The organism is Thalassobacter sp., assembly GCF_982993085.1.
The window spans coordinates 40,472-59,807 of the sequence record NZ_CEZFMW010000006.1 but is presented as its reverse complement, the minus strand read 5'-3'; the positions used below and the strand labels follow the sequence as shown (position 1 = coordinate 59,807).

Sequence of the window (19,336 nt, the reverse complement as noted above, 5' to 3'; positions counted from 1 at the left end):
CGATGCGCGCAAATCCGCGCGACAGGAGAGACCATTCAATGGCGCGCGGCACCGATCTGCCCCCCGATAGTGAACCGACCCCAACGCGCGCCAAGCGCGTGCGTGGCCGCAAGCGTAAGGTGTTGGCCGTGCGGCTGATCGAGTTCGCGATCGTTTTGCCCTTGATCGCGGTGATCGCACTGGTTTTTGTAGCCAATTATCGGGTACTGACGGTGCCTACCTGGGTGGTCGAGCGGGTTGAGGCGCGGCTCAATGCGCAGGTGCCTGAGGGTGACCGGGTGCGGCTTGAGCAATTGGGCATCGGGCTGGATTTTCGGGACCGGGCGATCATCGTTGATGTCCTTGATGCTCGGTTGGAGCGTCGCGCGCTTTCGGACCGGGTGCGTCTGCCTAAACTGAGCCTAGAGTTCAACTTGGCCGGACTGTCGCAAGGGTTGCTACAGGTGCGCCACGTGCGCGTCGCGGGAGGTGTTTTGCGCCTAACGCGGGCAGAGGATGGGCAATTTGATCTAGGCTTTGGGCGCGACGCGGAAACGATTGCGCAACTGCCCGCCACTTGGGCTGAGGTGTTGGGGGCCGTGGACGCGGTGCTGGAACACCCGTTGGCAGCCCAGCTTAACAGTATTGAGGCCGATGCGTTGCGCGTTGTGCTGTCCGATGTGGTGTCTGGACGGCGATTGTCGCTGAGCGAGGGAGCCGTGACGTTGCGCCGGGGTGGACGTAGCACCGAGTTGGTGATGGCGGCGGATTTGTCCCGCGCGCGGGGCGGGGCCGCACCCGGTACATTCCGCCTCGCGCTCAGCCGGACACCGGGGGCGGGGGCGGGCCTTGACCTGCGGATGATTGGCGGGCGCAGCGATGACCTACGCATGGTGTTCAACGTCGACGCGGATACGGCGCAGGACGCTACGGGGCGCGTCGACGTTCTGTCGGTTTTGCAGGCTGGGGTCGATATGTGGGCCGTGGGTGAGGTGCGCGAAGACGGTACCCTATCGCCGCTTGAGGCCCGGGTTGCGCTCGAAAATGGTGTGATCCCCGGTTGGGAGGGGGCCGCATTTGATCTCGCGACGCTTGAGGTCCTGTTGGACCCGGCCGCGCGCAGGCTTGAGATCCGCAGGGCGGAAGTCCGCGCGCCCCAAGCGACCGTGACGGCCAAAGGCCAAATCCTTGCGGGCGACACCCTAAGCGATCCGCTGGTGGTGCAATTGGCCCTGTCAGATATTGTCGTGGATCCAGAGGGTGTTTTGCCCAGCCCCGCAGCCTTTGACACGGGCGTATTGGAGGGGCGGTTGCACATGGCCCCCCTGCGGTTTGAGATCGGGCAGGCGATGGTGGCCGCAGGCCCGGCCGTGGCACGTGCCAGTGGTCAGGTTTGGGTGCCCGAGCCGGGCGCGATTGCCGCAAACCTGTCGCTTTCCGCAGACCAGATTGCCGCTGGCACAGTGACCTCGCTGTGGCCCGATGCGGTGGCGCAAAAAACGCGGACATGGGTCACTGAGAATATCTTGGGCGGGACGATCACGAATTTCGCGGCGGCGGTGCGCAAAGACGCAGACAAGTCGCGTCCGGCGATGACTGGGGGCTTCGGGTTTGAGGGCGCATCTGCGCGCTATTTACGGGACATGCCTGTGGCCCAAGACGCATCCGGCATTGCCAATTTTCACGACAACAGGTTTTCGGTGCGCATTGATGCCGCCCGGGTGGCAGCCGGGCCTTTGGGCGATGTGGACATCGGGGGAACCAGTTTCACCGTGCCCAATACGCGGATCAAACCTGCGGTGGGTGAGGTTGATTTGATGATCTCTGGCCCGATCCCTGCAGTCTTGTCGGTGCTAGATAACAAACCGCTATCGGTGTTGGAGCGTGCCAAGAGGTCGGCTGATTTTGTGCAAGGGCAAGCGTCGGTTCAAGGTTGGTTGCGGGTGCCGTTGGTTAAGGGCGTCCCGTTGGAGCAATTAGAGTATGCCTTTGATGGCGTGTTGACCGATGTGTCGAGTGACGCGCTGGTGCCGGGGCGCGAGATCACGAGTTCGGAGTTGGATCTGCGGGTGACGCCCGAAGCGGTTGAGGTGCGTGGACCATTGGTATTGGACGCCGTGCCGTTGCGCGCAACGTGGCGCCAGCCCTTGCCGCGATCGAAAGGTGCGACACCAGGGCCCGGGATGGTAACGGGCCGGTTCGCGATCTCCCCCGAAACGTTGGGCGCGTTTGGCATCGATTTGGCTGGGTTTGGCCTGTTGGGGCAGGCACCAGCTGATTTTGAGATGTCGTTAGATCCGCAGCGCCCTCAACGGCTGCGGCTTCGGTCTTCGCTAGAGGGATTGGGCGCGTCCATCCCGGCGCTCAGCTGGCGCAAGGCGACAGAAACAGAGGGCGAGTTGCGGCTTGAGATCGCAACAGATCAGCAGCCCGTAGGGGTGCCGGTGATGTCGATTACAGCGCCCGACTTGGCGGTTGAAGGCGCGATTACCTTGACCGAGGGTGGCGCGTTGGAGCGTGCACTACTTTCCCGGCTACAGGTGGGCAGCTGGCTCAACGCAACCGCTGATATCCGTGGGCGAGGACCAAGCCGCGCGCCCAGCGTTGCGGTTACATCAGGCTCGGCTGATCTGCGCCACGTGGATTTTGACACTGGGGCACGCGCCCCGGCGGGCGGACAAACCGTGCCCCTAAAAATTGCGCTGGATGCCATCACGATTTCGGATGGGATCGTTTTGAATAATGTGTCGGCTGAGGTGTCGACCCAGGGCGGCACCAACGGGCGGTTTACTGCTCTTTTGAATGGTGGTGCGCCAATTGCGGGTACGTTGGTGCCCTCGGCGCAGGGGACTGCGGTGCGTATTCGGGGGGATAATGCAGGTGCGACGCTGGCCTCGGCTGGGGTGTTTCGCAACGGCAACGGCGGCAGTTTTGACCTAAGGCTCGTGCCCCGCGCTGGGCAGGGTCGGTACACTGGGCGATTGGACATAGAGGACATGCGGGTTCGTGATGCGCCCGCGCTGGCCTCTTTGCTGTCCGCTGTTTCAGTCGTTGGATTGTTGGAGCAATTGGGCGGCGAGGGGTTGTTTTTCTCAACCGTTGAGGCGGATTTTGAACTGGAACCGGGCGCGGTGCGTGTGATGCGCGGGGCGGCGTTCGGCCCGTCGCTTGGGCTGACATTGGATGGGACGTACGGGCTGACGTCACGCGTGCTGGATATGCAAGGCGTGGTGTCGCCGTTTTATTTGGTGAACGACCTGTTCGGTGGGCTGTTTGCCCCGCGCGACGAGGGTTTGATTGGCATCAGTTATGCGTTAAGTGGCCTGGCAAGTGCGCCGCAGGTACGGGTCAACCCGTTGTCGGTTCTGACGCCGGGCCTTTTCCGAGAGGTCTTTCGCCGGGCCCCACCTGCACCGACACAATAGCGACGACCAATTACGGGGCCTTCCATGCAGCTGTCAGACTTTGATTTCGACCTTCCTGAGGGGCGTATTGCGACGCGGCCTGCGCGACCTCGGTCCTCTGCGCGGCTGTTGGTGTCGAACGGTGGGGCGTTGCACGATCAGCGAGTCACCGATTTGCCCAACTGGCTGCGCCCGGGTGATCGGCTGGTGTTGAACAACACCAAGGTGCTGCCCGCGCGGCTAAACGGCGTGCGCCCACGCAACAGTGCCCAAGGTCCGGTGGAAGCCAAGGTCGAAATTACCTTGCTGGAACCAAACTCTGAGGGCCACTGGTCGGCGCTGGCCAAGCCCCTGCGCAAGCTGGTCGATGGCGACCGCGTGGTGTTTTCTGACGCGCTTGAGGCGCAAGTTGTCTCGCGCCGCGAGAGCGACGTGGTGCTGCAATTCAACTGCACAGGTGATGATTTTGATGCGGCCCTAAATGCCGCCGGTGCCATGCCGCTGCCCCCCTATATCGCGGCCAAGCGGGCTGCTGATGCCCAAGACATGGATGACTATCAAACCGTGTTTGCGCGCCATTCTGGTGCGGTGGCTGCACCTACGGCCTCACTGCATTTTGATGCCGAATTGCTGCAAACCCTGCGTGATCACGGTGTTACCTTTACCGAAGTTACGCTGCACGTTGGGGCGGGCACGTTCCTACCGGTCAAGGTTGATGACGTGACCACGCACAAAATGCACGCCGAGCGGGGCAATATCACCCCCGAGGCCGCCGCCCAAATTAATGAAACCCGCGCGGCCGGTGGGCGGATCATCCCGGTTGGGACCACGGCCCTGCGCCTGCTAGAGAGTGCCGCGGCAGAGGACGGAACCCTTTCGGCATGGGAGGGGGCGACGGATATCTTTATCTATCCCGGCTATCAGTGGAAAATAACCGATGCGCTGATGACCAACTTTCACCTGCCCAAATCGACGCTGATGATGTTGGTCGCGGCCTTAATGGGGCACGAGCATATTATGCGCATCTATGATCACGCCCTAGCAGAACAATACCGCTTTTTCTCGTACGGTGACAGTTCGCTGTTGATCCCCCCGCGCACCGCCGCACAAGGTGTCTAGGGGTCGGTAAATCCGACCTCAGTGTGTCGCACGCAAGACAGAATCCCTATCTATGCCCTGCGAGACAAAACGGGTGTACCCCCGCGCTTAAGGAGCTGTGGCGATGGTTGAAGTGATGCGCGGAACTTGGGCCTTGATGCTCGGAATGATGCTGTTGATGGTCGGAAACGGCCTTCAAGGCACACTTTTGGGCGTGCGGGGCAACATCGAAGGGTTCTCCACTACGGCGATGTCGATTGTGATGTCAGGCTATTTCTTGGGTTTTTTGCTGGGCTCCAAGGCCGTGCCCGAGATGATCCGCCGGGTGGGTCACGTGCGAGTGTTCGCGGCTCTGGGCTCATTCATCTCGGCGTGTCTGATCCTGTTTCCTGTATTCACCGACCCGATTAGTTGGACTATTTTGCGCATCGCGGTGGGGTTCTGTTTTTGCGGCGTCTACATCACCGCCGAAAGCTGGCTGAACAATTCGACGACCAACGCGACGCGGGGCCAAGCGCTATCGCTGTATTTGATCGTGCAAATGCTGGGCATTGTCGCGGCGCAAGCTCTGTTTGCGCTGGGCGACGCGGGGGGCTGGGTGCTGTTCATCCTGCCGTCGGTGTTGGTTTCGATCGCGTTCGCGCCGATTTTGCTGACGATTTCTCCGGTGCCGCCGTTTGAGGCGACCAAGCCGATGTCTTTTCGTGAAATCTATGCGGTGTCGCCATTGGGGTGCGTGGGCATTTTCCTATTGGGCGGTATCTTTTCGGCGCTGTTTGGCATGTCGGCGGTTTATGGCGCTTCGATCAAGCTATCCTCGGGTGAAATTGCGACGTTCATCGCGGCGATCTACTTGGGCGGGATGCTGCTGCAATTCCCGATTGGCTGGATTTCGGACCGGATGGATCGGCGGAGCCTGATCCTGATCCTCGCGGTGATTGGGTTGTTTGCCTGTGCGCCAACGGCTTTCGGGTTGGGCGGGTTTACCGGCCTGCTGATTACGTCCTTCTTCATCGGCGGGATGGCGAACCCGCTCTATGCTCTGTTGCTTGCGTATACCAACGATTATCTCAACCCAGAGGACATGGCCGCGGCCTCAGGTCAGCTGTTGTTCATCAACGGTCTTGGCGCCATCACCGGGCCGCTGATTACCGGGTATTTGATGGAAACGATCGGCCCTTCTGGGTTCTTTCTGTATCTCGCGATCCAGCTGGGCGCACTTGCGATCTATGCGGCGTGGCGGATGACCCAACGTGCAATGCCTGGTGATGATGAAAATTACGAAATCGTTTCGATGACGCCGATGTCACCAGCATCAACAGCCGTCACCATGGAAGCCGTGGTCGAAGGCTGGGAAGAACAGGCAGAAGAAAATGCCGAAGACACTGCCGCGTGAATTTCTTGCGCAATGCCAATGAATTGGGCAAGGTGAAAGGGCCTGGTGGGGGATAAGGCTAGGGGAGGACCGGTCATGGACCGATTTGAAGAGGTGTTGGAATTCTGGTTGGAGACCTGCAGCGAGAAGGACTGGTACCAAAGCACACCAGAGGTGGATGCTGAGATATCTACGCGATTTCAGGGGCTTTGGGATGAGGCGCGCAGTGGCGGGTTAGAGGCTTGGGCCTTGTCGCCGCGAGGAGCGCTGGCGTTCTTGATCCTGACGGATCAGTTTTCACGCAATATGTTCCGAGGCGAGGCGACAGCCTTTGCTACCGATACCCAAGCGCGGGCCGTGGCGAAAAAAGCGATTGAGCGGGGTTTTGACCTGCAAGTCGAAGGCGCAGCACGTCAGTTTTTCTATCTGCCGCTTGAACACTCAGAATGTCTGAGCGATCAGGACCGAGCTGTGCGGTTGATCGCGACCCGCTTTGAGAGCGAGCAAAGCCTGCTGCATGCACGAGCGCATCGTGAAATTATACGCCAATTTGGTCGGTTCCCATTTCGGAACAAAGCCTTGGGGCGGTCAGGGACCGCACAAGAGGATGCGTTTATGACGGCTGGCGGGTACGGCGCGTTTGTCGAAACCCTCGCGGCGGATGCGGCATAGGCACTTAACTGCTATTGCGACCATTCGCGCGGGTGACGTTCGATTTAAATTTAGTTTAAGGGTAAACTAAATTTCGAATTGGAGAATCTGATGGCGGCGAAAAGCTTTGATATGGTCGTAATTGGTGCAGGCCCCGGTGGCTATGTGGCCGCGATCCGTGGGGCGCAACTGGGGCTGAATGTGGCCGTGGTTGAGCGCGAGCACCTTGGTGGCATCTGCCTCAACTGGGGCTGTATCCCGACCAAAGCGATGTTGCGTTCATCGGAGGTGTTTCACCTGATGCACCGCGCCAAGGAGTTCGGGTTGAAGGCGACAGGTATCGATTACGATCTGGATGCCGTGGTCAAACGGTCCCGCCAAGTGGCTGGGCAATTGTCCGGTGGCATCGGGCATCTGATGAAAAAGAACAAGATCACCGTCATCATGGGCGAGGCGCGGATCGCGGGCAAAGGTAAAGTGTCAGTCAAAACCGAAGGCGGCACCGAAGACCTGAGCGCAAAGGCGATCATCCTTGCCACTGGCGCGCGTGCGCGTGAACTGCCCGGGCTTGAGGCTGATGGCGATCTGGTCTGGACCTACAAAACCGCCCTCACGCCACCCCGCATGCCCAAAAAGCTGCTTGTGATCGGCTCCGGCGCGATCGGTATCGAATTCGCGAGCTTCTACAATACGTTGGGTGCCGATACGACTGTGGTTGAGGTGATGGACCGCGTCCTGCCCGTCGAAGACGCCGAGATCTCGGCCTTTGCCAAGAAGTCATTTGTCAAACAGGGTATGAAGATCATGGAAAAAGCCATGGTCAAAAAGCTTGATCGCGCCAAGGGCAAGGTCACCGCGCATATCGAGACAGGTGGCAAGGTCGAGACGCATGAGTTCGACACCGTCATTTCTGCCGTCGGTATCGTGGGCAACGTTGAGGGCCTTGGCCTTGAGGAATTGGGCGTCAAGATCGACCGTAGCCATGTTGTGACGGATCCCTATTGCCGGACCGGGGTGGAGGGGCTTTACGCGATTGGTGACATCGCAGGCGCACCTTGGTTGGCACACAAAGCCTCGCACGAGGGGGTCATGGTGGCCGAACTGGTTGCGGGCAAAGGCAATCCGCACCCAATTAAGCCCGAAGAGATCGCGGGCTGCACTTATTGCCACCCGCAGGTGGCCTCGGTGGGCTACACCGAAGCCAAGGCCAAGGAACTGGGTTTCGACATCAAGGTTGGTCGTTTCCCGTTCATCGGCAACGGCAAAGCCATTGCGTTGGGCGAGACCGAAGGCATGGTCAAAACCATCTTTGACGCCAAAACCGGCGAACTGCTGGGCGCGCATATGGTTGGGGCTGAGGTGACCGAAATGATCCAAGGCTACGTCGTAGGCCGCAAACTGGAAACGACCGAGGCCGACCTGATGGAAACCGTGTTCCCGCACCCGACGCTGTCGGAGATGATGCACGAATCCGTTTTGGACGCGTATGACAAAGTCATTCACATGTAAGCCGCGTCGCGATTAACGATGCCTTGCAGCGCCCCCGATCGGGGCGCTGTTTGCGTTTTGGGGCCTTGCGGTGTGACAGGGCATGGTTCAATCAACGGGGATGGAACGCACGCGATGGGGCCTTGTGGCCCTTCTTTTTATCATGGGTATGTTTGCCGCCGCGCAATTCGGCAAAGTCTCGCTGACGCTTAGCGAACATGCGATGGTGTTTGATCGCTCCCTCACGGGGGTTGCGCTGTTCGTTTCGTTGGTGGGCTTGGTCGGCTTGTTTTGCGGGGCGGCGGCGGGCGCGATTGTGGCGTGGCTTTCGCCCCGGACCAGTTTGCTTATCGGGCTTGTGATGAGCGCGGCGGTGTCATTGGTGCAGTCGTTTCTGCCGCCAGCCGAGATTTACGCGGCTTTGCGCCTGCTGGAAGGGGTCCCCCACCTGACGCTGGTCGTCGCGGCACCGCCCATTATGGCGATGATTGCGACAGACCGCGACCGGCCCGTTGTGATGTCGATCTGGGCAATGTTTTTTGGCCTGTCCTTCGCGCTGTCGGCGTTGATTGTGCCGACGCTGTTGGAATGGGGTGGCCTGCCGCTGGTGTTGCGGGCGCATGGGATTGGTTTTTTGGTCCTTTTGGTAGTGTTGTGGGGCCAATTGCCCTGCACAGATCGCGCGGCACTTTCGTTAAATATCATCCGGTTGCACCGGGACATCTATACCTCGCTGCCTATCGTGGCGCCGGGGGTTGGGTTTGTTTTCTATACGGTAACCTATATCGCGTTGCTGACCTATTTGCCCCTCGCGCTAGAGCGGCCAGATTTGTTCGTCAGGTTGCCGCTGGTCAGCCTATGCTCGACCCTTTTGGCGGGCTACGTGTGTCGCAGCATTGCACCTGATCGGGTTGCCACCGTTGGCTTTTTGGGTGGCGCCGTGGCAAGTGTCGGCATCGGCCTTGGCATCCCACTTACCCCGGACATAGCGTTCTTCTTTCTTGGTTTGGTGCCGGGTGCGTCGTTTGCTGCGATACCTTTTTTCAACGCGGAGCTGGCGGATCGCACCCGCTCAACGGGCGCGATCGCTCAGCTAGGGAATTTGGGTACCGTTTCGGGCACCCCGATATTTGCTGGCCTTCTGGCTAGCTTTGGATTGCCCGGCATTCTACTCGGGCTTGCGGGGTTTTGCCTCGCGGGAGCGGGTGTTTTGCTGCTAATTGGCCGCTCCTTAGGGGACCTTAAAAGATAACTGGTAAATGTTCCGCTAATGTTCCAAAATTTGGTTTGAGAGTAGCCGCAATCCACTTAGATAGTGTCCTGTGAACGGATGAGGATATCATGGCAGAGCTGAAAAACATCGAGGTGCGCGGCGCGCGCGAGCATAACCTCAAGAGCATCGACGTAGATATCCCCCGCGACAAGCTGGTGGTGATCACGGGGCTGTCTGGCTCTGGTAAGTCGTCATTGGCCTTTGATACGATCTATGCCGAGGGGCAGCGGCGTTATGTCGAGAGCCTCAGCGCATATGCGCGGCAATTCCTTGATATGATGCAAAAACCTGATGTTGATCATATCTCAGGTTTGAGCCCTGCGATTTCAATTGAACAAAAGACGACCTCGAAAAATCCGCGCTCTACCGTGGGGACCGTGACCGAGATTTATGACTACATGCGGCTGCTGTTTGCCCGGGCCGGGACCCCGTTTAGCCCGGCCACTGGCGAACCGATTGAGGCCCAGCAGGTCCAAGACATGGTAGACCGGGTTATGGCCATGGAGGAAGGCACGCGGGGCTATCTGCTCGCGCCAATCATCCGGGATCGAAAAGGGGAATATCGTAAGGAATTCCTTGAACTGCGTAAGCAAGGTTTCCAGAGGGTTAAGGTCGATGGCGTGTTCTATGACCTTGATGAACCCCCGACGCTTGATAAGAAATTTCGTCACGATATTGATGTGGTGGTTGACCGGATCGTGGTGCGCGAAGGCGTTGAAACGCGGTTAGCAGACAGTTTTCGCACGGCTTTAGATCTGGCGGATGGGATCGCAATTCTTGAAACCGCGCCCAAAGAAGGCGACCCGGACCGCATCACGTTTTCCGAAAAATTCGCCTGTCCCGTATCCGGGTTTACGATCCCCGAGATTGAGCCGCGTTTGTTTTCCTTTAACGCCCCTTTCGGGGCATGTCCCAAGTGTGATGGGCTTGGGCATGAGCTGTTTTTTGACGAACGCCTCGTTGTTCCCGATGTAACCCTTTCGCTTGCCAACGGTGCGTTGGCTCCGTGGAACAAGGGCAAAAGCCCGTATTTCTTGCAAACAATCGACGCCATCGCTGCCCATTTTGGCTTCGACAAAAAGAAAGCCTGGAAGGATTTGCCGCAAGAGGTTCAGCAGGTTTTCCTTCGCGGTTCGGGTGAGCAAGAGATTAACTTCCGCTATGACGAAGGCGGGCGCATTTACCAAGTTCAGCGCGTATTTGAGGGCGTCATTCCAAACATGGAGCGCCGCTACCGCGAGACGGATTCCGCTTGGATCAGAGAAGAGTTTGAGCGCTATCAAAACAACCGCTCCTGTGGCGCATGCGGAGGATACCGGCTTCGGCCTGAAGCGTTGGCAGTGAAAATTGCAGGCGTGCACGTTGGCCAAGTTGTGCAGATGTCGATCCGCGAAGCCTTTGACTGGATATTGTCCGCACCAGAGCATCTGAGTGTGCAGAACAATGAGATCGCAAAGGCGATTTTGAAGGAGATTGCCGAGCGTCTCGGATTTCTAAATAACGTGGGTCTAGAGTATCTTACGCTGAGCCGTTCAAGTGGTACGCTGTCTGGTGGTGAAAGTCAGCGTATTCGATTGGCAAGCCAGATCGGCTCGGGGCTGACGGGGGTGCTCTATGTGCTGGACGAGCCGTCCATCGGCTTGCACCAGCGAGACAATGATCGTCTGCTCGGAACGCTGAAAAACCTGCGGGATCAGGGCAACACGGTGATCGTTGTTGAGCACGATGAAGAAGCCGTTCGCGAAGCCGACTACGTGTTCGACATTGGACCGGGGGCGGGTGTGCACGGAGGCCAGGTAGTTGCTCACGGCACACCAAGCGAGATCGAAGCCCATGAAACCTCTATTACTGGAGCGTATCTAAGTGGGCGCCGCGAAATTGCGGTGCCGGCAACACGCCGTAAGAAGGGCAAGAAGAAGCTGACGGTCGTCAAAGCGACCGGCAATAACCTTCAAAACGTGACTGTCGATTTTCCACTTGGTCAATTTGTGTGCGTCACTGGTGTGTCGGGAGGTGGGAAATCGACCCTAACTATTGAAACGCTGTTTAAGACTGCTTCAATGAAGTTGAACGGTGCGCGCCAAACGCCAGCGCCGTGTGAGACGATCAAAGGGCTGGAACATCTTGATAAGGTGATCGACATTGACCAACGCCCAATCGGGCGCACACCACGGTCAAATCCAGCGACCTACACTGGTGCTTTTACACCGATCCGGGATTGGTTTGCGGGCCTGCCAGAGGCCAAAACACGCGGCTACAAACCTGGCCGTTTCTCGTTCAACGTCAAAGGCGGGCGATGTGAAGCGTGCCAAGGCGACGGCGTCATCAAGATAGAAATGCATTTCTTGCCAGATGTTTACGTGGAGTGCGAGACTTGCAAGGGGCAGCGCTACAACCGTGAAACACTTGAGATCAAGTTCAAGGGTAAGTCCATTGCTGACGTGTTGGACATGACTGTAGAAGATGCTCAGACGTTCTTTCAGGCGGTCCCGTCCATTCGTGAAAAGATGGACGCGCTCATGCGTGTTGGTCTTGGCTACATCAAAGTCGGCCAGCAGGCGACCACCTTGTCGGGTGGTGAGGCGCAGCGGGTTAAACTTTCGAAGGAATTAAGTAAACGCTCAACGGGACGCACGCTGTATATTCTGGACGAACCGACCACAGGTTTGCACTTTGAGGATGTACGTAAGTTGTTGGAAGTCTTGCATGAACTTGTGGATCAAGGGAACTCAGTCGTGGTGATTGAGCATAATCTTGATGTGGTAAAGACCGCTGATCATATCATCGACATCGGACCTGAGGGTGGCGATGGCGGTGGGCGTATCGTGGCTGAGGGCTCGCCGCAAAAAATTGCAGAAATCCCCGAAAGCCATACTGGTCACTACCTCAAACCACTTTTGCAAAAGCGTTCCCTGGCGGCCGAGTAGGTTTAAGTCGTGACGCGCAGGCTTTCTAATCCATGAAAATGGTAAATGTCAGCGTATCGCGGCGTGCCAAGCAGCTGCAACTTAGGCTTCCGGTCCCACAGGCGTTTGAGCGAGATCTCAAGTTCGAGGCGAGCAAGCGGAGCGCCAATGCAAAAGTGAATGCCAGCCCCGAAGCTTAACGGTTTCGGCCCAGTTCTATCTGGCTGAAATACGTCTGGGTTTTCAAAGACTTTGGCGTCACGGTTGCCAGATGCCAGCAAAAGCGCGACCCGATCACCGGGCTTAAACCTATGGCCCGCGATTTCTACGCTTTCATAGGCGATCCGTTCAAACAGATGCAGCGGTGGGTCAAACCGTAGGATTTCATTACTAAAGGCTTCGTCTACGCGCGGTACTATCTCACGCTCCAAGAGCGCCTTAACCGTATTCCCAAGTGTATGAACAGTCGCTTCATGTCCTGCATTAAGTATCAAAATACAGGTACTGATCACCTCAGCCTCGCTAAGCTTTTCTGCGGTGTGTGCCGTCAACAGAGTTGAGATTAGACTGTCATCAGGATTTTGCCGTTTAGCCTCAATTTGAATTTTGATGTAGTCAGAGAAGCTTTGTGCAGCGGCCGCTGCAATATGTTCCTCGGTACGTGTGCGATTGGATCTATACATCGCGACCATGCTGTTGGACCATTGCACGAGACGCCGCCAGTCGCCTTCGGGGACACCTAAGAAACGGGCGATGATACGCGCAGGAAGCGGACGCCCGTAGTATTCGAGTAGATCAAACGGTTCGTGCGGAAAGACATCAATGAGTTCATCGCATAGCGCGTCGATTTCGGGACGCAGCGTTTCAATGCGTCTGTTCGTGAATGCACGCAATACGGCACCGCGCAGCCGGGTATGGTCGGGCGGCTCAAGTTCTAGCATCGAGTGTGCTTCTACCGCATAGAAGGGCTCAAGGTGTGGCGGAACTGGCGTTCGCTCTATTGGTGCGCGCCCAAATTGGCGATCGCGCAATATGGCGTCTATGGTCGGGTAATCCGTGGCGCAAACAATGCCGTAGTCTTGCCAGTAGACCAAAGATTCGGCTGACCGCATGCTTGCATAGAACGAGTAGGGGTCTTGAACGAAAGCTGGGTCACGTGGCGATTGTGAGAAGCTTTGCATCACTGCGCGGCGAGGGCCTCAATGATGGGGCAGAAATCTGCGGCCTTTAGGGACGCTCCCCCAACCAATGCGCCGTTCACGTTCGCGCAGCTGAATATCTCATGCGCATTAGCCGCTTTGACGGAGCCGCCATAGAGCAATGTGAACTCTTTACCGTCGCTGAACCGCGCACTTAAGTCGTCGCGCAAAGCATCGTGGACCTCGGTGATTTGTGCGACTTCAGCTACGCGCCCGGTTCCGATGGCCCAAACAGGTTCGTAAGCGATGACTGTGTCGGCTGCGGTTGCATCGTCGGGCACGCTGTTGCGAAGTTGTGTGGCCAGAACGTCAAGGAAGCCACCCGACTCGCGCTGCGCCAGTGTCTCGCCGATGCAAATAATAGAGATCAGACCGGCGGCCTTAGCGGCTTTGGACTGTTCCTGAATGTCGACATCAGTCTCATTGTGATCGGTGCGACGCTCAGAGTGACCAACAATCACATGCGTTGCGCCAGCATCCCGCAGCATCTGAGCGGAGATATCGCCGGTATGGGCCCCGTGCTCTGCTGTGTGACAATACTGGCCACCGATGTGCAGGCCGGGTGTTGCAGCCGCCGCGATCAGCGTAGCTGGCGGGCATATCAGTGTCGGAACATCCGAAGCCTTGGCTGTCGCTGCTATGGCGCGAAGCTCGTTCAAATCGGACGTGAGCCCGTGCATTTTCCAATTGCCAGCAGCGAGTTTAGAGGGCATGCGCGGATCTCCTGAGCCTGAATGTTCAGGAATGGTTAAGGCTTATCAATGGCCAATGCATCATCAAATTTGATCGACTCGCCGCAACCACATGCGTCTACAACGTTGGGATTTCGAAATTTGAATCCGGCTTCAAGCAGGCTCACTTCGTAGTCGATTTCGGTTCCGAACAGGAACATCTGCGCCATAGGGGCGATCATAACACGCGCGCCTTCGACCTCTACGACTTCGTCATTCTTATCTATCTCAGAGACGTACTCCATCGTGTATTCCATCCCTGCGCAGCCACCTTTCTTGATGCCGATGCGCAAGCCCATGGAGTTATCTTTCTCCATCAGCTTTGAAATTTGGCCCGCCGCGGCGGGTGTCAGGGATACAGGTGGATTGCCGGGAATGCCGAACATGAGCGATCTCCTTTGAAAGCAAGATAAGCCCGAGTGGATGCGGGCTCAAGAGGCTTGGCAGCAGTTAGTGGCGCGTTCAACTGATCAGGCCACCTGAGGCTTCGTGGTGATCGCCACCACTAACGACATACTAACAAGCTTAATGTCACGGCATCACGTTTGGCGTGGTGCACTCCGGCCCCACATACACCCGAGGGGCCTTTACATGAATCCTAATTCAAGCCGCGCCTCGTCTGACATCATTTCCATGCCCCACTGTGGTTCCCACGTGAGGTCAACGTCCACCTGTTTGACGCCCGGTAAGGGGGCGACAGCATCAGCAACCCAACCAGGCATTTCACCAGCCACGGGGCAACCCGGTGCCGTGAGCGACATGATGATCCGAACTTCGCTTTCGGCATTGATATCAATGGTGTAGATTAGGCCCAAGTCATAGATGTTGACAGGAATCTCGGGGTCGAACACCGACCGGCAGGCGTTCACGATGCCTTCATAGAGCGGGTGATCTGTAGAAGAGGGCGCGATCAGCGGCGTGCCTTCAAGAGCGTCTGACATGGAGAGATGAGCCTTCGACTTGTTTCCTTACCGAAAATATAGGGAATAGGTTCGGCGGCGTCCAGACGTCAGGCGTGCATTAACCATGACTGCGTAGCATTTTGGTTAACCGGCCGCCGTAATTCATGTGCACAGTGAATTCATATCCGCAGTCTGCGACGTAAAATCGGGTGTTTTGGTCACACATCTTGCATGCGTCTGCGCGCAAGCGTATCCGCCGCTGTATGACACAGACTTTTTCTTTTAGCCTTCAAGGTACAGATGGCCGCGCGCGCACGGGCACTGTCCACACGCCGCGCGGCGATATTCGCACACCTGCCTTTATGCCTGTCGGTACTGCGGCAACCGTCAAGGCAATGATGCCTGAAAATGTACGCGCGACCGGCGCGGATATCTTGCTAGGGAATACGTACCACCTGATGCTGCGTCCGACGGCAGAACGCGTGGCGCGCTTGGGTGGTTTGCACACCTTTATGAACTGGGATCGACCGATCTTGACGGACTCGGGTGGTTTTCAGGTTATGAGTTTGGGCGCACTGCGCAAGCTTACCGAAGAAGGTGTGACCTTCAAATCTCATATTGATGGGTCCAAACACCATCTAACCCCCGAACGTTCAATGGAAATCCAGCGGCTTTTGGGCTCAGACATCGTGATGTGTTTCGACGAATGCCCGGCGCTGCCTGCAGACCGCGCGCGGATTCGCGAAAGCATGGAGTTGTCGATGCGGTGGGCCAAGCGGTCTCGCGATGCCTTTGGCGACAGGCCCGGCCACGCTCTGTTCGGCATCCAGCAGGGTGGGTTGGAGGAAGACCTTCGCGCCGAAAGCGCGGAAGCCCTGCGCGCGATCGAATTCGATGGGTATGCCGTTGGGGGGCTCGCGGTGGGTGAGGGGCAAGAGGCGATGTTCTCTTGCCTTGATTTTGCGCCAGAGCAATTGCCCAAGGACAAGCCTCGCTACCTGATGGGCGTGGGCAAGCCGGACGATTTGGTGGGGGCCGTGAAACGCGGTATCGACATGTTTGATTGTGTCCTGCCATCGCGTTCGGGGCGTACAGGCCAGGCGTTTACGCGTCACGGTGTCGTCAACATCAAGAACGCGCGCCACATGGACGATCCGCGCCCATTGGACGCCGAATGCACGTGCCCCGCTTGCTCCAACTACTCGCGCGCGTATTTGCACCACGTCTTCCGGTCCCAAGAAATCCTTAGTTCAATGCTGCTGACGTGGCATAACCTGCATTACTATCAGGAGCTGATGGCGGCGATGCGGGCAGCAATTGCCGCTGGCACATTCGCTGTTTTTGAGGCGAATTTTCATGCAGCACGTGCGCAGGGCGACATTGAGCCGGTCTAGGCTAAGGGCGATCACGTTTGAAAAGAAATGTGGCTGGCTCGAATGGTGCTGAACTAGGTGACGGTTTGCCTATGATGCATAGGGATGGTGCCCCACACCGCGCCGAATGTAACGCCAAAAAAACCAGCGTATGTATGGCTCAACCCTTGGCGTGACGTCAGCTTGGCTTACTTGCGGAGGAGTTGTGTAAAACTGTCTCGATCGCTTGCGGCGGCGGGGCGGTGCATGGCACAGTATGACAAAGGCGTAACGGGACTGAGTCCTTGAAGCGTTAACGGTTGGACCCCAAGTATTGGGGCACAAGACCGGAAGAGCACCACTGCTGCCGCTGAGCGGGGCCGGGGCTCTTTGCGAAACATAAAGGAACCAAGATGGATCATACCTCTTACCCTGTCCTGCCGCTGCGCGATGTTGTGGTTTTCCCCCATATGATCGTGCCACTGTTTGTGGGGCGCGAAAAATCGGTGCGCGCGTTGGAAGAAGTGATGCGCGACGACAAGCAAATCTTGTTGTCCAGCCAAATCGACCCTGCGGTCGACGACCCGACCAGTGACGGAATTTACCGTACCGGTGTTCTCGCGAACGTGTTGCAATTGCTCAAACTCCCCGATGGCACCGTAAAGGTACTGGTCGAGGGCCGTGGCCGCGTGCAGATCACCGAATTCATCGAGAATGAGAACTTCTTTGAGGCCGAAGCCGCGCCGCTTGAGGAAACGCTTGGAGATGAGGCCATCGTTGAGGCGATGATGCGCTCCGTGGCCGAAGAGTTTGAGCGTTACGCCAAGGTTAAAAAGAACGTCCCCGAAGAAGCATTAACAGCCGTGGCCGAAACACAGGAGCCCGCTAAACTGGTGGATCTTGTGGCGGGTCATTTGGGCATCGAAGTTGCGGACAAGCAGGAATTGCTTGAACTGCTCGTCGTGGCTGAGCGCTTGGAGCGTGTCTACGGCATGATGCAGGGCGAAATGTCGGTCCTCTCGGTTGAGAAAAAGATCAAATCTCGCGTTAAAAACCAGATGGAGCGCACGCAGCGTGAATACTATCTGAATGAGCAAATGAAGGCTATTCAGAAGGAGCTGGGCGACGGTGAAGAGGGCGGCGGCGAAGTGGCCGAGCTGGAAGCGCGGATCGCCGAGACAAAGCTGTCCAAAGAGGCCAAAGAAAAGGCCGATGCGGAGCTAAAAAAGCTCAAGAACATGTCCCCCATGAGCGCCGAGGCGACCGTGGTGCGGAACTACCTTGATTGGATGCTGTCCATTCCATGGGGCACGAAGTCTCGCGTCAAGAAAGACCTAAACCGCGCACAGAATGTTCTCGATAACGATCACTATGGCCTTGAAAAGGTTAAGGAGCGCATTGTGGAATACCTCGCGGTGCAGCAACGTTCCGCCAAGTTGCGCGGTCCAATCCTGTGCCTGGTTGGCCCTCCCGGCGTGGGTAAAACATCGCTCGGCAAGTCGGTGGCAAAGGCCACTGGGCGTGAGTTCATCCGGATTTCGCTTGGCGGCGTACGGGACGAAAGCGAAATTCGCGGTCACCGCCGTACGTACATTGGATCGATGCCCGGCAAGATCATCCAAGCGTTGAAAAAAGCAAAGACCACCAATCCGCTGATCTTGCTCGATGAAATCGACAAGATGGGGCAGGACTTCCGCGGTGATCCGGCGTCGGCCATGCTTGAGGTCCTCGACCCTGAGCAAAACGGTACCTTTGTCGATCACTACCTTGAGGTTGAATATGACCTTTCGAACGTGATGTTCCTGACGACAGCGAACTCCTACAACATGCCCGGACCGCTACTGGACCGGATGGAGATCATCAGCCTCGCAGGGTACACCGAAGAAGAAAAAGCCGAGATCGCCAAGCAGCATCTCATCTCAAAACAGGTTAAGAACCACGGCCTGCGCAAAGATGAATTCGCGCTGTCCGATGAGGCGCTGCAAGAGATGATCCGCACCTACACGCGTGAGGCGGGTGTGCGGAACCTGGAGCGTGAAATCGGCAAGCTGGCCCGGAAAGCCGTCACCAAAATCGTTCGCAAAGAAGCGGACAAGGTTGAGGTGACACTGGACAACTTGGATGATTTCCTTGGCGTGAAAAAATATCGCTATGGCTTGGCTGAAAGCAAAGATCAGATCGGTGTTGTGACGGGCTTGGCCTATACCTCAGTCGGGGGCGATTTACTGCACATTGAGGCGCTTAAGCTACCGGGTAAGGGTCGGATGAAGACCACGGGTAAGCTGGGCGATGTGATGAAGGAGTCGATTGATGCGGCGTCTTCCTACGTCCGGTCGATCGCTCCGAAGATTGGTGTGAAACCGCCCATGTTCGACACGTTCGACATCCACGTGCACGTTCCCGATGGGGCGACGCCCAAGGACGGTCCGTCAGCCGGTTTGGCAATGGTGACGTCCATTGTCTCGGTCCTGACGGGTATCCCGGTACGTAAAGATATCGCAATGACGGGTGAGGTTAGCTTGCGCGGGAATGCGATGCCTATCGGTGGCCTCAAGGAAAAACTCCTTGCGGCTCTGCGCGGCGGGATCACGACAGTGCTTATCCCCGAGGAAAATGAAAAGGACCTCGCGGACATTCCTGAAAGTGTCAAAAACGGTCTTAAAATCATTCCAGTCACGCATGTGTCCGAGGTGATTGAGCGGGCATTGGTGTCTGCACCTGAGCCTGTGGAATGGGATCAAGCGGCAGAAGAAGCCGCAGCATTGGCGCGGATTACCTCCGACAAGGTGACGACTGCCACAACGCACTAGTTACCTATTCGCTATAGACAGAATATCAGCCGCTCGCGCTCGTCGCGGGCGGCTTTCATTTTTCCGCTCAGATTGAGCGATTCCAACGCGGTATCAGCTCCAAGGCTCCTTCGCAGGCGGTACAAAACGCCATCTCTGAGGTGTTCGGTTTTGCCTGATCATCCCCTT

General features: G+C 57.3%; 13 protein-coding genes. 9 read left to right on the top strand and 4 right to left on the bottom strand.

Features of this window, described 5'->3' with window-relative positions; genetic code table 11:
• The first annotated feature begins 38 nt into the window (after nt 1–38).
• The 7 genes from AC4GMC_RS02190 (at nt 39) to uvrA (ending at nt 12,195) form a co-directional block, all read left to right on the top strand.
• Nucleotides 39–3,404: a hypothetical protein gene (locus AC4GMC_RS02190; RefSeq protein WP_487880404.1), complete on the top strand. Its 3,366-nt coding sequence runs from the start codon at nt 39–41 to the stop codon at nt 3,402–3,404.
• Nucleotides 3,405–3,428: 24 nt separating this feature from the next.
• The gene (gene queA, locus AC4GMC_RS02185; RefSeq protein WP_487878311.1) at nt 3,429–4,502 is read left to right on the top strand and encodes a tRNA preQ1(34) S-adenosylmethionine ribosyltransferase-isomerase QueA; all 1,074 of its coding nucleotides are present in this window, start codon (nt 3,429–3,431) and stop codon (nt 4,500–4,502) included.
• A gap of 103 nt (nt 4,503–4,605) precedes the next feature.
• Complete coding sequence (locus AC4GMC_RS02180) at nt 4,606–5,877, top strand: MFS transporter (RefSeq protein ID WP_487878310.1); 1,272 nt, start codon at nt 4,606–4,608, stop codon at nt 5,875–5,877.
• 75 nt (nt 5,878–5,952) lie between these two features.
• Nucleotides 5,953–6,528 carry a DUF924 family protein gene (locus AC4GMC_RS02175; RefSeq protein ID WP_487878897.1) on the top strand — a complete coding sequence of 192 codons (576 nt, stop codon included), beginning with the start codon at nt 5,953–5,955 and terminating at the stop codon, nt 6,526–6,528.
• A 90-nt stretch (nt 6,529–6,618) separates the two neighbouring features.
• Nucleotides 6,619–8,016, top strand: a complete 1,398-nt coding sequence (gene lpdA, locus AC4GMC_RS02170) for a dihydrolipoyl dehydrogenase (protein WP_038006519.1) — start codon at nt 6,619–6,621, stop codon at nt 8,014–8,016.
• An 82-nt stretch (nt 8,017–8,098) separates the two neighbouring features.
• Nucleotides 8,099–9,247, top strand: coding sequence for an MFS transporter (locus tag AC4GMC_RS02165; RefSeq protein ID WP_487877383.1), 1,149 nt, complete (start codon nt 8,099–8,101; stop codon nt 9,245–9,247).
• An 89-nt stretch (nt 9,248–9,336) separates the two neighbouring features.
• Nucleotides 9,337–12,195 (top strand): excinuclease ABC subunit UvrA, encoded by a 2,859-nt coding sequence (gene uvrA / locus AC4GMC_RS02160; protein WP_487877382.1) that lies wholly within the window; start codon nt 9,337–9,339, stop codon nt 12,193–12,195.
• Nucleotides 12,196–12,197: 2 nt separating this feature from the next.
• Here uvrA and AC4GMC_RS02155 read toward each other — a convergent pair whose 3' ends face one another.
• The 4 genes from AC4GMC_RS02155 to AC4GMC_RS02140 form a co-directional block, all read right to left on the bottom strand.
• Nucleotides 12,198–13,115 carry a cytochrome P450 gene (locus AC4GMC_RS02155; protein WP_487877381.1) on the bottom strand — a complete coding sequence of 306 codons (918 nt, stop codon included), beginning with the start codon at nt 13,113–13,115 and terminating at the stop codon, nt 12,198–12,200.
• Nucleotides 13,116–13,354: 239 nt separating this feature from the next.
• On the bottom strand, nt 13,355–14,086 hold the full coding sequence (gene tpiA, locus AC4GMC_RS02150) for a triose-phosphate isomerase (protein ID WP_487877380.1): 732 nt from the start codon (nt 14,084–14,086) through the stop codon (nt 13,355–13,357).
• A 35-nt stretch (nt 14,087–14,121) separates the two neighbouring features.
• Nucleotides 14,122–14,490, bottom strand: a complete 369-nt coding sequence (locus tag AC4GMC_RS02145) for a HesB/IscA family protein (RefSeq protein WP_487877379.1) — start codon at nt 14,488–14,490, stop codon at nt 14,122–14,124.
• Nucleotides 14,491–14,691: 201 nt separating this feature from the next.
• Complete coding sequence (locus AC4GMC_RS02140) at nt 14,692–15,045, bottom strand: DUF59 domain-containing protein (RefSeq protein ID WP_038006525.1); 354 nt, start codon at nt 15,043–15,045, stop codon at nt 14,692–14,694.
• Nucleotides 15,046–15,269: 224 nt separating this feature from the next.
• Between AC4GMC_RS02140 and tgt the strand changes: the two genes are divergently transcribed.
• Nucleotides 15,270–16,400, top strand: a complete 1,131-nt coding sequence (gene tgt, locus AC4GMC_RS02135; RefSeq protein ID WP_487877378.1) for a tRNA guanosine(34) transglycosylase Tgt — start codon at nt 15,270–15,272, stop codon at nt 16,398–16,400.
• 371 nt (nt 16,401–16,771) lie between these two features.
• Nucleotides 16,772–19,168, top strand: a complete 2,397-nt coding sequence (lon, locus tag AC4GMC_RS02130) for an endopeptidase La (RefSeq protein ID WP_487878596.1) — start codon at nt 16,772–16,774, stop codon at nt 19,166–19,168.
• Nucleotides 19,169–19,336: the final 168 nt, after the last annotated feature.

Bases quoted from the DNA above. Each gene is read 5' to 3' on its own strand.
- AC4GMC_RS02190 (WP_487880404.1), top strand. From the start codon at position 39: ATGGCGCGCGGCACCGATCTGCCCCCCGATAGTGAACCGACCCCAACG.
- queA (WP_487878311.1), top strand. From the start codon at position 3,429: ATGCAGCTGTCAGACTTTGATTTCGACCTTCCTGAGGGGCGTATTGCG.
- AC4GMC_RS02180 (WP_487878310.1), top strand. From the start codon at position 4,606: ATGGTTGAAGTGATGCGCGGAACTTGGGCCTTGATGCTCGGAATGATG.
- AC4GMC_RS02175 (WP_487878897.1), top strand. From the start codon at position 5,953: ATGGACCGATTTGAAGAGGTGTTGGAATTCTGGTTGGAGACCTGCAGC.
- lpdA (WP_038006519.1), top strand. From the start codon at position 6,619: ATGGCGGCGAAAAGCTTTGATATGGTCGTAATTGGTGCAGGCCCCGGT.
- AC4GMC_RS02165 (WP_487877383.1), top strand. From the start codon at position 8,099: ATGGTTCAATCAACGGGGATGGAACGCACGCGATGGGGCCTTGTGGCC.
- uvrA (WP_487877382.1), top strand. From the start codon at position 9,337: ATGGCAGAGCTGAAAAACATCGAGGTGCGCGGCGCGCGCGAGCATAAC.
- AC4GMC_RS02155 (WP_487877381.1), bottom strand. From the start codon at position 13,115: ATGCTAGAACTTGAGCCGCCCGACCATACCCGGCTGCGCGGTGCCGTA.
- tpiA (WP_487877380.1), bottom strand. From the start codon at position 14,086: ATGCCCTCTAAACTCGCTGCTGGCAATTGGAAAATGCACGGGCTCACG.
- AC4GMC_RS02145 (WP_487877379.1), bottom strand. From the start codon at position 14,490: ATGTTCGGCATTCCCGGCAATCCACCTGTATCCCTGACACCCGCCGCG.
- AC4GMC_RS02140 (WP_038006525.1), bottom strand. From the start codon at position 15,045: ATGTCAGACGCTCTTGAAGGCACGCCGCTGATCGCGCCCTCTTCTACA.
- tgt (WP_487877378.1), top strand. From the start codon at position 15,270: ATGACACAGACTTTTTCTTTTAGCCTTCAAGGTACAGATGGCCGCGCG.
- lon (WP_487878596.1), top strand. From the start codon at position 16,772: ATGGATCATACCTCTTACCCTGTCCTGCCGCTGCGCGATGTTGTGGTT.